Below are 14,936 nucleotides of genomic sequence, written 5' to 3'. Positions count from 1 at the left end.
CCCGACCGCGCACGCGCGCTGCAGACGACTAGTTGCCGGAGAGTTCGCCGGCCCAGTCGTAGGTGGTGAGGTAGGGGTCGGGCGCGATCGGGCCGTTCGATTCCCAGATTGTGTAGATCAGTCCGTCGGGACGGATTTCACCGATCCGAGCGGTCTTGGTGATGTGGTGGTTGTCGCCGTCGATCGTGACCGTGCCCTCGGGGGCGTCGTAGCTGACGCCGTCGGCCGCGCCCTGAATGTCGGCCACCGCGAACGAATTGGCTTTCTCGACGGTGTTCTTCCACAGGAACACCGAGGTGTACGCGGCTTCCATCGGATCGGAGGTCGGCTTGTTGGCACCGAAGCGCGCCTTGTACGCGTCGACGAACGCCTTGTTCGTCGGGCTGTCGACGGTCTGGTAGTAGTTCCACGCCGTCAGCTGCCCGGCGAGGTTCTGCACGCCGATGCCGCCGACCTCTTCCTCGGCGATCGACACCGAAACGACCGGCATGTCCGCGGCCTTCAGTCCGGCGTTGGTGTACTCGCGGAAGAACGCCACGTTCGAGTCGCCGTTGAGGGTGTTGAACACCGCGTCGGCGTCGGCGGCGCGCACCTTGTTGACGATGGTGGAGAAGTCGGTCGAACCGAGCGGGGTGTAGTCCTCGCCCTTGATCTCGATGCCGTTGGCCTCGGCGTAGGCCTTGATCTCACGGTTGGCGGTCTGCGGGAAGACGTAGTCGCTGCCGACGAGGTAGAGCGATTTGACGCCCTTTTCCTTGAGGTAGTCGAGCGCCGGGATGATCTGCTGGTTGGTGGTGGCGCCGGTGTAGAAGATGTTCTTGCTGTCCTCGAGGCCCTCGTACTGCACGGGGTAGTACAGCAGCGAGTTGTTGTCCTCGAAGACCGGCAGCATCGCCTTTCGGCTCGACGAGGTCCACCCGCCGAATACCGCTGCGGCACAGTCACTGCTGATCAGCTTCTCGGCCTTCTCGGCGAAGGTCTTCGGATCGGAGGCGCCGTCCTCCTCGATGACCTGGATCTGCTTGCCGAGCACGCCGCCGTTGGCGTTGATCTGGTCGACCGCGAGCTGGGTGGAGTCGCGGACGGTGACCTCACTGATGGCCATGGTTCCCGACAGAGAGTGCAGCGAGCCGACCTTGATGGTCGGTCCGGAGGTGTCGACGCAGGAGGCCGCGGTGGCGGTCGATTCACCGCTGTCGTCGGCCTTGGAACCACATCCGGTCAGCACCAGCCCGGCCGCAAGAAGTGCGGCGGGCGCGGCGATTAGCCGCCGAGAAGCGAGCATGTAACTGCCTTCCGTCTTCGGGTCACGCGAACCGCCCCGCCGGCACGCACATCGCTGCGCACATTAGGGAAGAACTGTTGCGGCTGAATGACTCTCAATGACGAGTTGATTTCCCGGGTTACCAGCCTGTGAACACGTCCAGGTAACTGCCAGTTGAGTGGTTTGTCACCCGCTATGCCCTGGATAGGGCACCCTAACTCGAACCTACGGTTGCGTACCGATCCCGCCATGTCGCAGTCTCACTCGGTCGGCGATTCAAGGAGGAAACGCAGCCATGGGGCACTACAAGAGCAATGTGCGCGATATCGAGTTCAACCTGTTCGAGGTACTCGGACTCGGCGGACTACTCGACGCAGGTGGCTACGGTGACCTCGACGCCGAGACGGCGCGCAACATCCTCGCCGAAGCGTCCCGGCTCGCCGAGGGGCCGGTGGCCGAGTCCTTCGCCGCTGCGGACCGTGACCCGGTCCGATTCGACGCCGAACGAAACGAGGTAATCGTTCCCGAGCCGTTGGCGAAGACGGTGGCCGCGGTCGCCGAGGCGGGCTGGTCGAGGCTCGGCATGGCCGAAGCGATGGGCGGTATCCCCGCGCCGGCCGCGCTGCGCTGGGCGGTGAGCGAAATGATCGTCGCCGCGAACTCGAACGCCGCCTTCTTCGATATGGGTCCGGCGATGGCGTCGGTGCTGTTCTCGGTCGGCACGCCCGAGCAGCAGCATTGGGCTGCGGAGGGCCTCGAGCGCGGCTGGGCGGGCACCATGGTGCTCACCGAGCCGGACGCCGGATCCGATGTGGGCGCCGGTCGCACCACGGCGGTCGAGCAACCGGACGGCACCTGGCACATCGAGGGCGTGAAGCGGTTCATCACCGGTGCGGACGTCGGCGATACCGCCGAAAACGTCTTCCATCTCGTGCTCGCCCGGCCGCAGGGCGCCGGACCCGGCACCAAGGGGCTCAGCCTGTTCTACGTGCCGAAGTATCACTTCGACCCGCAGACCCTCGAACTCGGTGCGCGCAACGGGGTGTTCGTCACCAACGTCGAACACAAGATGGGTCTCAAGTCGTCGCCGACCTGCGAGCTGACCTTCGGAGCCACCGACGTTCCTGCGGTGGGCTGGCTCGTGGGCGGTGAGCACGACGGTATCGCGCAGATGTTCATGGTGATCGAGAACGCCCGAATGACGGTGGGCGTGAAGGCCACCGGCACACTGTCGACCGGCTATCTCACCGCGCTCGACTATGCCAAGCAGCGCGTGCAGGGCGCGGACCTCACGCAGTTCACCGACAAGGCGGCGCCACGCGTCACCATCACGCACCATCCCGACGTGCGACGCAGCCTCGCCATGCAGAAGGCCTACGCCGAGGGCATGCGCGCGGTCTACCTTTACACCGCAGCACATCAGAACGACGATGTGGCGCAGTTGGTTTCCGGTGCCGATGCAGAACTCGCCGCGCGGGTGAACGACCTGTTGCTACCGATCGTGAAGGGGGTCGGCTCGGAGCGGGCCTACGAATTGCTCACCGAGAGTCTGCAGACACTCGGCGGCTCGGGTTATCTGCAGGACTATCCGATCGAGCAGTACATCCGTGACGCCAAGATCGACACCCTCTACGAGGGCACCACCGCGATCCAGGCGCAGGATCTGTTCTTCCGCAAGGTCGCCCGCGATCACGGCGTCGCGCTCGGGCACGTCGCCGGGCAAATCCGCGCGTTCGTCGAAAGCGATGCGGGCAACGGGCGGCTCAAGCGGGAACGCGCCCTGCTCGGTACCGCGCTCGACGACGTGCAGGCGATGACCGCCGAGCTCACCCGGTACCTGATGGCGTCGCAGGAGCAGTCGACCGAGATCTACAAAATCGGCCTCGGGTCGGTGCGGTACCTCTTTGCGCTCGGTGACCTGCTGATCGGTTGGCGGCTGCTCGTCGGCGCGCAGGTCGCGCAGGAGGCGCTCGATGTGCTTTCCGGTCGCTCCGCAGGCTCCGCTCCTGCCAATGCAGCCGAGCGGGATCGGGCTTTCTACACCGGGAAGGTCGCGGTAGCCTCGTTCTTCGCCAAGAACGTGCTCCCGCGACTGACCGCGGTGCGTAGCGTGATCGCGGATCTCGACATCGAGATCATGGAACTCGACGAGGCGGCTTTCTAAGCCTTCACGCACGGCCCAAATCTGCGAGCACCAGGTCCCGCGCGATCGCATCCGCCAGCCGGGGAATACCGGCCCGCAGGCTCGGGATATCGCCGACCGGGCGGCCGAAGCTGACGGTGGCGCCGATGCTGAATACGTGGATGTCGGCCAGCCAGGCCGCCGTACCGGGGGTCCGTTCGGTGAGTTCGTAGCCGCTGCCCAGATATGGAGTGGCGCCGAGCAATTCGGATTCGAAGCCCGTCGGTGGCGTATACACGTCCGACCAGCGCGCGACGAACGGCGCAATCGTTGCAAGTTCCGGGCGCGTCGCCGGGTCCTGCTGGTATCCGGTCCCGGCGATGACGAAGTCGAACGATCGGGTCCCGTCGGCGGCCTCGACAAGCACCCTGCCGTCTCGTTCGACCGCGGACTTCCACTCGGCGGAAAGGTGCAGACGGTAGTTCCGGAACACCGCGGCACGATCGACCGAATCCGAAGGAACGTTTGCTCCATTCGCGGCGGCGTCCCAGCGCTGCCGCCACCGCTGCGCGTCGGGCAGCAGATGGAAGACCTCCTGCACCAACGAGTTCGGCCTTGGTGGATCGATCGGCGCGACGACGAGGGTGGCTCGTCGGGTATACACATGCACCTCTTCCGCGCCGGCCTCGAGTGCCGTCGCGGCCGCATCGAATGCGGAGGCTGCGGCACCGAGCACCGCGACCGTCTTGCCCTGCAGCGCATCGAAGTCGATGTCGTCGGCGGTGTGCGCGTAGCGGTGCTCGGGCAGTTCCGAGAGCACGCGGGGCAAGTGCGGCCCGCCCGTGCCGCTGACTCCGGTGGCGAGGACGAGCTTGCGGGTGTCCTCGGTCCAGGTCCTGTCCGCGGTCGCGAGGTGCAGGCGGATCCGGCCCGTGGCGATGGGTTCGACGGAGCTCACCCGCACACCCCAGCGCACTTCCACGCCGACCTGTTCGCGAAACCAGGTGAGGTAGTCGGCCCAGTCGCGCGTGGCGATGCGATCGACCGATTCGAATGAGCCGCGGCCGTACACGCTGTCGTACCAGGCCTCGGGCGTAAGTGTCGGGTTCCCGAGTTCGGGCCCCGACACCGTCTTCGGCGTGCGCAGCGTCCGCATGCGTGCAAGTGACCGCCACGCGAGATCGGATTCGCCGCTGCTCGCATCGAGTACCGACACATTGGTGACACCCGCGCGACGCAGTGCGTGGGCAATCGCCACACCGCTCTGGCCGCCGCCGATGACGGTCACGTCGTGTTCGATCTCGCCGTCGGGCGCGATGAAGTTCCTACCGTCGTAGTAGTCGAGCAGGCGCAGCGATTCCCGCACCGCATCGTCGCCGCGGTATATCTCGTTTACGGTCACCGAGCGAATTGTGTTGTGCACGTGCAGTGCTCACAACGTTTCCGCTCAGTCCGATTCTTTCCCATGCCATGACCCACGACGGTATCGCGCATCCGTTGGGGTGTCCGCGCACGCCGGGGCGCGCGCGGACACCCGAACAGGTGCGCGCCGAGCCGGTGACGGTCAGCTGCCGGGCAGCTGTTCGACCGTGGACTCGTCGATGTCAGGCGCGTCGAAGGACTCGCCGTACTGGTCGAAGCGGGTGGTCGTGTCGCCCGCGATGGTCTGGATGAGCCGCCCGGAATCGTCGATGGCGAAGTCCAGCGTGTCGGGCACCGCCGATGCCATTGCGCTGCGCATCGTTTCGGTGTCCACGCCCGGTTCCGACGACGCGAAATCGAACAGCGACAGCATGTAGTCGAGCATCGCGGACTTGTTCACGGTCGCTACGTAGTGCGTCGCATCGATGCCGTCGATCGTGATCGCCCCTTGCTCGACGACGCTCGGCGAAGCCGCGAGCACCTCGTCGAAGTACTTGGAGTCGAGCGAGGCGCCCACGGCGCCCACCATCGAGGAAGGTGCGCGGTACCAAACATTGGGCTTGATCGGACCGAGCCCGTCGGCAAATCGGACGTAGATGTGTTCCGCCCCCTCGCCGAGCGCGACCATCTCGACCGCGCCGAGCTGATTGGTGGTCATCTCGCCGGAAATGACATGGTTGCCGAAGTCGGCCCGGCTCACCGTGCGGGTGCCGTTCGGTCTCGTCGCGGTGCTGCGAACCGACCCCGAGTCGCGCATGATGTGCAACGCCGCGGCCACCTTGTCCGCCGGAGTATGCGCCGCCTGGAATGCCGAGTTGTCCACCGGAGGGTTGCCGGTGTCGGCACCGAGAACGGTCACTGCGAGCCAGACGCCGCCCGCGGCCAGAATCGCCGCGATGATGGCAGCAGCGACGAAGATCCGTCCCCGCCCTTTCTTCGGCCGGTTCGGTTGCTGTTGCAGCGGCACGTCGGAGCCGTTCCGGGCATAGGTCGGCCCAGAAGGATATTGCTCGTTCAACGATTCCCCCAGATATGCGTCATCCCGGCATTCGGTTGGCCGGTGATCCCCAGCCGGGAATATTAGCCGAGTGCAGCGCGGTTCGGCTCTGGGTCGGCGTCCGGATGGTAAGCGGACGATCTGACGTTCAGGCCCAGGGATTTTCGCGGGCGAACACGGTTGGGAAGCTGAGCTGCACGCCGTCACGTTCGGCGAGTCGGATCAGCACCCGCATCGTCGCGTCGAGATCGTCGCCGGCGTAGGGGAGTGCGCGCAGCGGCTCGTCGAGCGGTCTGAAGAAATCGTCCCAATGGATCAGCACCGCTCGGCGGGCGCCTACCGTGCGGACCGTCTCGCCCCAGTAGGTCTCGATGTAGTCGGCCGACTGCAGCCCGAGTTGGCCGACGCCGAGGTACGCCACATCCGCCGCCCGACCGGCGAGGGCCCCGGCCACGTACCCGGCGCTGCCCTGGATCAGGGCCGACCGTCCGGTGGCGTTGTGGCGCAGCAAGATCGACCACGCGTCACCGCAGCGGAAGGCCGCCGCGCGCGTCGGGGTCCGAACCGGCTCGGTGATCTCACCGGGAAACCGGTCCGGTGGGCAGTGGTGCGACGGCACGAACGCGGCCTCGTACCCGCCGAGCTTGCACGGCTCGGACGAGGACACGACGATGATCCTGGCGTCGGGCAGGCCGTGTCCGCGACCGACCTGCGCCGCGGATGGTCCGCCGACGAGCGGCGCGCCGGTTCGTATCGCCACCTCGGCGGAGTCCAGTGCGTGATCGAAGTGGGTGTGCACCGGGATCACCGCGTCGAGGGCTGTGATTGCGGCCCGGTCGAGGACCGCGGCGATCCGCCTCGGTTCGGGAGCGATCTTGCCCAGGCCAACGCGTGCCAGCGACGGTCGGCTGAAGAACCCGTCGGTAAGGATCGCCGACGAACCGTCGTCGATCAGCAGGCTGGAGACGCCGAGGAAGGTGACGGCGAGTCCCTCGCCCGCGGGCGGCACATCGAAGCGGTCGAGGTAGGCGTTGATATCGGGGCGTCCGAGGCGCAGTCGCATGGTCGGACGGTACTAGCGGAGCACGTAGGGCGACACCGAGCTGCGGTGCTCGCTGATGTCGAGTTCCTTGCCCAGCGGCGGGAAGGCACGCTGCGGGCAGTTGGCGCGCTCGCACACGCGGCAACCGGCGCCGATTGGCGTTGCGTTCGCGTCCTGCAGGTCGATGCCGTCGGCGTAGACGACGCGACCCGCATGGCGCAGCTCGCAGCCGAGGCCGATCGCGAAGGTCTTGCCCGGCTGGCCGTAGCGCGCCGCGCGGCGCTCGACCGTGCGCGCCACCCAGAGGTATTTATGGCCATCGGGCATCTGCGCGATCTGGGTCATGATCTTGCCGGGGTAGGCGAACGTTTCGTACACGTTCCACAGCGGACAGGTGCCGCCGCTCGACGAGAAGTGAAATCCGGTGGCGGACTGCCGTTTCGACATGTTACCCGCGCGGTCCACGCGCACGAACGAGAACGGCACCCCGCGTTGCTTCGGGCGCTGCAGCGTGGAGAGCCGGTGGCAGATGGTCTCGTAGCTCTGGGAGAAGAAGGCCGAGAGTCGCTCGATGTCGTAGCGGTAGTCCTCCGCCACCTCGTGGAACCGCGTATACGGCAGCACGGTAGCGGCCGCGAAGTAGTTCGCCAGTCCGAGCATGGCGAGCTTGCGGGACGAATCGGAGGTGAAATTTCCCTCGTCGACGAGCTTTTCGATGAGGTCGCCGTATTCGAGGTAGGCAAGCTCGGCGGCGAACTTGAAGATCCGCTGTCCGCCGGAGAGGTGCGGCGCGATCTCGAGCACTCGCCGGTCGGGATCGTATCGGTGCAGCACGTTGTCACCGAGGTCGATCCGCTCGATGATCTGCACCTCGTGCACGGCGGTGAGCCGGCGACCGATTTCGCCGGCGACGTCGCCGCGATGGAATCGCATTCGCGCGGTGAGGTCTTCGGCGGCGCGGTCGAGTTCGTCGAGATAGTTCTGCCGCTCGTAGAAGTAGTCGCGGACTTCCTCGTGCGGCTTGCTGATCGAGCCGCTGCCGCTGCCGTCGGAATACCGTTCCTCGGTGGCGGCGGCCAATTGCGCGGTCGTATTGCGGTAACGCCTATGCATATTGACCAGAGCGCGCGCCAGAGTTGGATGGGCGGTGACCATTTCGGCGATCTCGTGGACGTCGGCGGTGATGCCCATCTCCTCGTCGAGCGATACCTCCTGCAACTCGGCGATCAACCGGGTGTCGTCCTGCGAGGAGAAGAAGGTGGTGTCGACCCCGAACACCTCACCGATGCGCAGCAGCACCGGCACGGTCAGCGGGCGGACGTCGTGCTCGATCTGGTTGAGGTAACTCGCGGAGATTTCCAGGCTCTTGGCGAGCGCGGCCTGGCTCATCCCGCGTTCGTTGCGGAGCTGCCGCAACCGCGCGCCGACATAAGTCTTGGCCATGCCACATGGTTGCGGAATCTGTCAGATTGTGCAAATTCTGTATTCGCAGAGTTAGCAAATTGATATACGACCTGCGCAAATGTGCCCACCGATCGGTTGCCGAGGAGTGATAATCGTCGGTAACGAAAGGTGGCCACAATGGCGTGGTATCGGTCGGTGTTCGTGGTGCTCGTCGCCGTAACGGCGCTCGTCGCTCTATCCGGGCCGAATGCCGTGGCACAGGCCGAGCCCGCGCAGGCCCCTGCAGCACAGGTGCCCTTCGATTTCGTCAATCCGCAGCGTGACCCCGCGCAGATCTATCCGTCGCCCGCGCCCGATCCGTGGGTGGTCCCTGCGCCGGGTTACGAAAGCAAGCCTGCGGGAACGGTGCTCGCGAGCAGGCCGGTCGTCATTCCGCTCCTCGTTGTGCCAACCGCATCGAGCCAACTGCTGCTCCGGTCGACCGATTCGCACGGCAACGCGATGCCCATCGTCACCACGGTGATGGTGCCGACCACCCCATGGCCGGGCCCGGGTGCGCGCCCGGTCATCGCCTACAACACCGCGATCGACTCGCTCGGGCTGACCTGTGTGCCGTCCTGGACCCTGCCGCGCGCCGCCGAGATCGAGGTCGTGCCGATCAACACCATGCTGGCAAAGAACTACGCGGTCGTGGTCACCGACCATCAGGGACCGCATCAGGCCTATGCAGGCGGCCGGTTGTCCGGGCATGCGGTGCTCGACGCCGTGCGCGCGACGGTGCAGACGCCATCGCTCGGATTGACGCCGAACGCGCCCGTGGCGATTACGGGGTACTCGGGCGGCGCGATCGCTGCCGGCTGGGCGGCCGAACTGGCCCCGACCTACGCGCCGGACCTCAACGTCGTCGGCGCCGCGATCGGCGGAGCGCCGGTGGACTATCGGCTGCTTTTCGCGTCGATGAACGGGACCAACCTGGCGTCGGCGGTGTTCCTGGCCGCGAGCCTCGGCGTCGCCCGCGAATATCCGGAACTGCTCGGCCTGATGAACGACAACGCCTGGCGCCTCGGCGTGATCGCGAAGGACTGGTGCCTCGCGGCCATCGCGCCGCTGGGGATCGCGCCCATTCCGGTGCAGGCGCTGTCGGACGTGCCGAACGTGGTGGACACGCCAATTGTTCGGCAGGTCCTCGACGACACCACGATGGGGCGCGACGCACCCCGTGCCCCCGTGCTGATCTACCAAGGGCAACAGGACTTTTGGATCCCTCGCGAGGGCGCTGTGCGACTCCGCGACTCCTGGTGTGCCCAGGGTGCGAATGTCCGCCTCGACGAAATTCTCGGCGAGCACCTGCTCGCCGTTGCCGGTGGAATGCCGCTGGCGTTCGGCTGGATCGACGACCGGATCGCGGGGCGGCCGGTGGCGGCTGGGTGCCGATAGCTCGGCCGGAGTCGGGTGACGCCGGTTAACCGCCCACCCGGTTGCTGGCCGGGATCGGTGTCGCACAAGGCGAGGAGCGGTTGCGGAGCGTCGTTACCCCGAGTAGCGAGCATCCGGGCTAAATGTCGGGGGCGAGCGCTACCGTCGATCCATGCTGTTCGCGGATGTGGTCGCGACGTCGGCGGCGTTGGGGGAGACCCGCTCGCGCCGCACGAAGATCGACACCCTCGCGCGTCTGCTCGGTGAGCTCGACGTCGCCGAGATTGTGCCGGTGGTCGCGTGGCTCGCCGGGGCGCCGCGGCAGGGGCGCACCGGGATCGGCTGGCGAACATTGGCTGCCGTGCGCGGCGAGCCGGCAGAATCGGCGACCCTGACCGTCGGCGATGTCGATCGCACGTTGAGCGACGTCGTCGAGACGACCGGGTCCGGCTCGACGATGCGCCGCCGCGAACTGCTGGCGGCCGTGCTCGGCGCATCGACCGCTGCAGAGCAGGACTTCCTGTTCCGATTGCTCACCGGGGACCTGCGCCAGGGCGCACTCGAAGGGGTGATGACCGACGCGATCGCGAACGCGTCGGGCACCCCGCTCGCGACGGTGCGGCGTGCCTTCATGCTGTCCGGCCGGCTACCCGAGACCGCGGTTGTGGCGCTGGCGGACGGCGCCGAAGGGCTCGCGGCCATCGGGCTCGACGTCGGCCGGCCGGTCCGCCCGATGCTCGCGTCGCCGGCCGAATCGCTCGCGGGCGCGATGGCCGATCTCGGCAGCGCGGTCAGCGTCGAGTACAAGCTCGACGGCGCACGAATTCAGTTGCACCGCAACGGAGACGAGGTCCACGTCTTCACCCGCACATTGCGCGAGATCACCGCAACCGTTCCGGAACTGGTCGCGTTTGCGCGCGAACTTCCCTGCACTGCAGTGGTACTCGACGGTGAAACGCTCGCGCTCACCGATGCCGGGCGACCCCGCCCGTTTCAGGAGACGATGAGCAGGTTCGGATCGGGTACCGCAGGCACTGTCGGCGCCGATGACGGGCAACTGCGTGCATTACTGTTGCGGCCGTACTTCTTCGACTGCCTGCACCTCGACGGCGTGGACCTGCTCGACGAGCCACTGAGCACCCGGCTCGATGCGCTCGACCGCGTCGCCGGCGCGCATCGCATCCCCGCGCTGCTGCGACCCGACGACGCTGCGGCCGCAGCACATTTCGATGCCGCGCTCGCCGCGGGCCACGAGGGCATCATGGTCAAGTCGCTCGACGCGCCGTACGCGGCCGGTCGGCGTGGGCGAGCGTGGCAGAAGGTGAAGCCCGAGCACACGCTCGACCTCGTGGTGCTCGGCGCCGAATGGGGCTATGGCCGGCGCACCGGATTTCTGTCCAATCTCCATCTCGGCGCGCGCGACCCGGACGGTGGTGCGCCGATTATGGTCGGCAAGACGTTCAAGGGACTGACCGACCAGTTGCTGCAGTGGCAGACCGCCGAGTTTCCGAAACACGAGCGGGAGCGCGACGCCCGCACCGTCTATCTGCGTCCCGAGCTTGTCGTGGAGATCGAACTCGATGGTGTGCAGGTGAGTTCCCGGTATCCGGGCGGGGTGGCGCTGCGGTTCGCGCGGGTGCTGCGCTATCGCCCGGACAAGACGGCGGCCGAGGCCGACACGATCGATGCGGTGCGGGCGTTGCTGCCGGAGGGGATCGCGGTCACGGCCACAGATGGCTGATGGCTTCGTGCGCCGTCGGGTCGTTGCCCGCGACCGTGAACGAAGTCAGGGCGCGGACGAGTCCGACGCGCTGCTCCGGGGGCATCTTGCGCACCACGGTTTCGATCTCTGCACGACGGCGCCGGACGACCCGTCCGACAATGGCGCGGCCGTCGTCGGTGAGCTCGATGCGCACTTCGCGGCGGGAACTCGGGCTTGCCCGTCGCTCGATGAGATTCGCCCGGACCAAACGGTCGACCATTCGGCTCGTCGTGGACGGTTGCACGTTCAGGTCGCCGGCGAGCGTCGCGAGGTTGATCGGCCCGTGCGCCGACAACAGCATCAGCGTGCGGAACTGAACGAGGGTGATGTCGACGTCCGCTTCGGCGACCGAGCGGACCGAGATCGCAATCAGCAACCGGGAGGCGACGAGCAGGCTGTCGGTGAGTGCATCGATGGAATCCGGTGTGAGGTCGGTGTCCTCCGCGGGCCGTTCGCGGGAACTCATGCGATGCCACCCTCCGTGACCCTGCCAGGTGCGCTCCGACCGCGCGATTTCGCATACCGTACCGAACAAACCTGCGGCTTTGGGGGCGAACGGTTTTGCGTTCGCGCGCCAGTGTCGGCTTCGTCCGGTTCAGCTCCCGTCGTCCGCGGCGAGGATGGGCGGTTCGTCAGGCCTTGGTGGCGTTCACGTACTGCACCACGCGGCGGATCCGCTGTTCCACCTCGACCAGTCCGGCATCGGTGAACCGCTGCGGCAGACAGTCGCGGTCGAACATTCGCACCCCGACAAGGTTGCCCGCCGCCACGACGGCAGGACGCACGACGCCCGGCCCGCCCGGGTAGCTCGTCATGACCGCAATCCGGCCGCCGGGCGCGAGCACTCGGGTCATCTCATCGATCGCGGCGAACGGGTCGGGCATCAGGTAGAGCGCGCCGAAGCAGCAGACCGCATCGAAGGTCTCGTCGGCGAAGGGCAGCCGGCCGGCGTCGCCGCGCACGTATGCCACACGTGCACCCGAGTTGTCGGCAACCGCCCGGCGCAGCATCGGCTCGGACAGATCGAATCCAACGGCGAGTCCGGCACCGGTCAGCACGTCGGACAGGTAGCGGGTGAAATTGCCGGGACCGCATGCGACATCGAGCACCCGCTGCTCGCCGCGCAGCCGCAGGTCGGTGACGGCGTTGCGGCGCTCGGTCGCGGTGGTGAGTCCGGTGGCGAGGGAGAACGCGAATGGGCGCCACGCGCGCTCGTACACGGTCGCGAGCGCGTGTGTGTTCATCGCCGCCGCGGCGATCGTCGGACGGTCCGGCGCGGAGTCGTCCTCGCTCGGTGCGAAAACGTCGAGATATCCGTGTGCCGTGGACGCCGAGGTGCGCAGTTGCGCCGGATACAGCAGGTCGCGGGCGGCATCGAGTGCCGTTGCCGGGGTCCTCATCCCGTCGCCCGGGGGACCGGGTCGGAACGCGCCCGGTCGAACGGTGTCTCGAACGGTGGCCGGCCGCGGCCGGTCACCCGGTAGCGGTCCCAGAAATCGCGGTCGCCGATCGTCGCGTCCGCTTCGCCCGCCGGGGTGCGCAGCCGGCCCGGTCGGTTGCCGCCGCCGATCGCCGCATCGAGTTCGGGACAGGGAGCGACGCGTCCGTACCAGCGGAAGATGCCGTCGATCGGCTGAACGGTGCCGCGCAGTTCGACGGTGACCGGATACTCGGCGCCGTCGATGACGACGGCGGCCGGACCTGCGTAACCGGGCGCTGGGGTGCCCGGGTTCGCGGGATCGGTGCGCGCGGTCACAAATATGACTCTAGCTATAACGTCGGGTTACGGCTATGGCCGCGACAGCGCCGATCCGGCTGGTCGCGAGGGCCGGCGAGCTTGTGAATGTGGTCACAAATCATCCGCGGTCCGGGGGCGGGGTACGCCCTGGAGGGTTTTCGGGCGCGAGATCGCCCGCCGATCGGGCGTCGTGCTGAAACGCTGCGCTACCTGCGGAAATTCTACTCGCCGGTAACCTTTGCGCCGAATGTGCTCCCGAGAACCTTCGCAAACTTTGCAACCGGTGTTGAAAAGATAGCGAATATTGGCATTAGCAACAGGTCGACCTGGGTTTTTCGCTGTGCGAGACTTGGCTGGTATCCAGACAGGGCCTTGCAAGGCTGTGAAGCGCGCCACCATGGCGGGCCATCGACGAGAGAGTGGAGCACAGATGTCGACGACCGGCACCCCGAAAACTGTTGCTGAGATCCAGAACGATTGGGACACCAATCCGCGCTGGAAGGGCGTCACCCGTAACTACACGGCCGAGCAGGTCGTGAAGCTGCAGGGTTCGGTTGTCGAGGAGGCCACGCTCGCCCGCCGTGGGTCGGAGATCCTGTGGGATCTCGTGAACAACGAGGACTACATCAACTCCCTCGGCGCCCTCACCGGCAACCAGGCCGTGCAGCAGGTGCGCGCCGGCCTCAAGGCGATCTACCTGTCCGGTTGGCAGGTCGCCGGTGACGCGAACCTCTCCGGCCACACCTACCCGGACCAGAGCCTCTACCCGGCCAACTCGGTGCCGCAGGTCGTGCGCCGCATCAACAACGCGCTGCTGCGTGCCGACGAGATCGCCAAGGTCGAGGGCGACACCTCGGTCGCCAACTGGCTCGCCCCGATCGTCGCCGACGGTGAGGCCGGCTTCGGTGGCGCGCTCAACGTCTACGAGCTGCAGAAGGCCATGATCGCGTCCGGCGTTGCCGGTTCGCACTGGGAGGACCAGCTCGCGTCGGAGAAGAAGTGCGGCCACCTCGGTGGCAAGGTGCTCATCCCGACCCAGCAGCACATCCGCACCCTGACCTCGGCTCGCCTCGCGGCCGACGTCGCGGACGTGCCGACCGTGGTCATCGCCCGTACCGATGCCGAGGCCGCGACCCTCATCACGTCCGATGTCGATGAGCGCGACCGTGAGTTCCTGGACGGCACCCGCACCGCCGAGGGCTTCTACGGCGTGAAGAACGGCATCGAGCCGTGCATCGCCCGTGCCAAGGCCTACGCGCCGTACTCGGACCTCATCTGGATGGAGACCGGCGTGCCGGATCTCGAGGTCGCCAAGAAGTTCTCCGAGTCCGTTCGCAGCGAGTTCCCGGACCAGCTGCTGGCCTACAACTGCTCGCCTTCGTTCAACTGGAAGGCGCATCTGGACGACGCGACCATCGCGAAGTTCCAGCGTGAGCTCGGCGCGATGGGCTTCAAGTTCCAGTTCATCACCCTGGCCGGCTTCCACTCGCTCAACTACGGCATGTTCGACCTGGCGCACGGCTACGCCCGCGAGGGCATGACCGCCTTCGTCGACCTGCAGGAGCGCGAGTTCAAGGCTGCCGAAGAGCGTGGCTTCACCGCCATCAAGCACCAGCGTGAGGTCGGTGCCGGCTACTTCGACCGCATCGCCACCACGGTGGACCCGAACACCTCGACGGCGGCGCTGAAGGGCTCCACCGAAGAAGGCCAGTTCCACTAAATCGAAGACACCTCGCGGGCGCGGGGGCATAGCCTACGAAGCTGTGCCT

At 66.9% G+C, this 14,936-nt stretch carries 12 protein-coding genes; 4 read left to right on the top strand and 8 right to left on the bottom strand.

Annotation, left to right across the window (positions count from 1 at the left end):
• Window positions 1–28: 28 nt before the first annotated feature.
• Window positions 29–1,285: an urea ABC transporter substrate-binding protein gene (urtA, locus tag OG921_RS01475; RefSeq protein ID WP_266110559.1), complete on the bottom strand. Its 1,257-nt coding sequence runs from the start codon at window positions 1,283–1,285 to the stop codon at window positions 29–31.
• A 274-nt stretch (window positions 1,286–1,559) separates the two neighbouring features.
• On the opposite strand from urtA, the gene OG921_RS01470 reads away from it, so the two are divergent.
• Window positions 1,560–3,428, top strand: a complete 1,869-nt coding sequence (locus tag OG921_RS01470) for an acyl-CoA dehydrogenase (protein ID WP_266110558.1) — start codon at window positions 1,560–1,562, stop codon at window positions 3,426–3,428.
• 4 nt (window positions 3,429–3,432) lie between these two features.
• Here the strand turns inward: OG921_RS01470 and OG921_RS01465 are convergent, their stop codons facing one another.
• From OG921_RS01465 to ramB, 4 genes are all read right to left on the bottom strand, one after another.
• A complete protein-coding gene (locus OG921_RS01465) occupies window positions 3,433–4,788 on the bottom strand; it encodes a SidA/IucD/PvdA family monooxygenase (protein ID WP_266110557.1) in 1,356 nt (451 codons plus the stop codon).
• Between the two features lie 162 nt (window positions 4,789–4,950).
• Entirely contained in the window at window positions 4,951–5,775 is an 825-nt protein-coding gene (locus tag OG921_RS01460) for a hypothetical protein (protein WP_266110556.1), read from the bottom strand.
• Between the two features lie 178 nt (window positions 5,776–5,953).
• Window positions 5,954–6,868, bottom strand: a complete 915-nt coding sequence (locus OG921_RS01455) for an MBL fold metallo-hydrolase (RefSeq protein ID WP_266110555.1) — start codon at window positions 6,866–6,868, stop codon at window positions 5,954–5,956.
• A 12-nt stretch (window positions 6,869–6,880) separates the two neighbouring features.
• Window positions 6,881–8,290, bottom strand: coding sequence for an acetate metabolism transcriptional regulator RamB (gene ramB, locus OG921_RS01450; RefSeq protein WP_266110554.1), 1,410 nt, complete (start codon window positions 8,288–8,290; stop codon window positions 6,881–6,883).
• Between the two features lie 138 nt (window positions 8,291–8,428).
• Here ramB and OG921_RS01445 point away from each other — a divergent pair, with 138 nt between their 5' ends.
• Window positions 8,429–9,688 carry a lipase family protein gene (locus OG921_RS01445; protein WP_266110553.1) on the top strand — a complete coding sequence of 420 codons (1,260 nt, stop codon included), beginning with the start codon at window positions 8,429–8,431 and terminating at the stop codon, window positions 9,686–9,688.
• 151 nt (window positions 9,689–9,839) lie between these two features.
• The gene (locus OG921_RS01440) at window positions 9,840–11,408 is read left to right on the top strand and encodes an ATP-dependent DNA ligase (RefSeq protein ID WP_266110552.1); all 1,569 of its coding nucleotides are present in this window, start codon (window positions 9,840–9,842) and stop codon (window positions 11,406–11,408) included.
• On the opposite strand, the gene OG921_RS01435 is transcribed toward OG921_RS01440, so the two are convergent.
• The 3 genes from OG921_RS01435 to OG921_RS01425 form a co-directional block, all read right to left on the bottom strand.
• A complete protein-coding gene (locus tag OG921_RS01435) occupies window positions 11,389–11,895 on the bottom strand; it encodes a MarR family winged helix-turn-helix transcriptional regulator (protein WP_266110551.1) in 507 nt (168 codons plus the stop codon). The two genes, OG921_RS01440 and OG921_RS01435, sit on opposite strands and share 20 nt — an antisense overlap.
• Window positions 11,896–12,061: 166 nt before the next feature.
• Window positions 12,062–12,829, bottom strand: a complete 768-nt coding sequence (locus tag OG921_RS01430; protein WP_266110550.1) for a class I SAM-dependent methyltransferase — start codon at window positions 12,827–12,829, stop codon at window positions 12,062–12,064.
• On the bottom strand, window positions 12,826–13,185 hold the full coding sequence (locus OG921_RS01425) for a DUF4873 domain-containing protein (protein ID WP_266110549.1): 360 nt from the start codon (window positions 13,183–13,185) through the stop codon (window positions 12,826–12,828). The genes OG921_RS01430 and OG921_RS01425 overlap by 4 nt, the downstream gene beginning before the upstream one ends.
• Before the next feature lie 412 nt (window positions 13,186–13,597).
• On the opposite strand from OG921_RS01425, the gene aceA reads away from it, so the two are divergent.
• The gene (aceA, locus tag OG921_RS01420; RefSeq protein ID WP_266110548.1) at window positions 13,598–14,887 is read left to right on the top strand and encodes an isocitrate lyase; all 1,290 of its coding nucleotides are present in this window, start codon (window positions 13,598–13,600) and stop codon (window positions 14,885–14,887) included.
• Window positions 14,888–14,936: the final 49 nt, after the last annotated feature.

It is taken from the genome of Aldersonia sp. NBC_00410 (assembly GCF_026342035.1).
In the GTDB taxonomy this organism is placed as follows: Bacteria; Actinomycetota; Actinomycetes; order Mycobacteriales; family Mycobacteriaceae; genus Aldersonia.
The sequence above is the reverse complement of the archived record's forward strand: the minus strand, read 5'-3'. Positions and strand labels throughout refer to the sequence as shown.